This is a genomic window from Halorubrum sp. Atlit-28R (assembly GCF_003665955.1).
GTDB classification, from domain to species: Archaea; Halobacteriota; Halobacteria; order Halobacteriales; family Haloferacaceae; genus Halorubrum; species Halorubrum tropicale.
Map to the genome: position 1 here is coordinate 1 of NZ_QPLS01000299.1, position 435 is coordinate 435.

Genomic DNA, 435 nt, shown 5'->3' on the forward strand with positions numbered 1-435 from the left:
CCCGCCGTTTACGGCGGGAGTGAATCCGACACTTCCTACGCAGTCCACCGTCGATGGCAGGCTGGATATTCCACGCTAATCCGTAGGATTAACTAAATCTTCCATACAATTTGTGCAATACTACAATTTTCAGAGACCGCATCAAGCGCTCGATGGGAACACCGATTGAGGAGGTCACTAACTAGACAGTGCCCTATTGAGCAATGAAAATCACACATTCAGAATTATACCAATACGGAGCGAGAAGGTTATTCACCGTGGGTTTCGGTGGTGGCGCCGCCGTGGCCCACTTAGCTTAGTCGCTCGCCGCGCTCACGGTGGGTTTCGAAGACGTCGCAAGCCCAGTCGACGGCTGCAGAGCTGTCGGTCATGGCGACGGCCGCCAGCGTCCCCCGGTCGGTGTCGAACCCTGTGAGCACGAGCGTGTCGTCGTAC

Annotated in this window: 1 pseudogene; it reads left to right on the top strand. The window is 55.6% G+C overall.

The features are described 5' to 3' along the window. Nucleotides 1–103: 103 nt before the first annotated feature. Nucleotides 104–185 (top strand): annotated as a pseudogene (locus DVK06_RS18010) (IS6 family transposase); the annotation flags it as partial. Nucleotides 186–435: the final 250 nt, after the last annotated feature.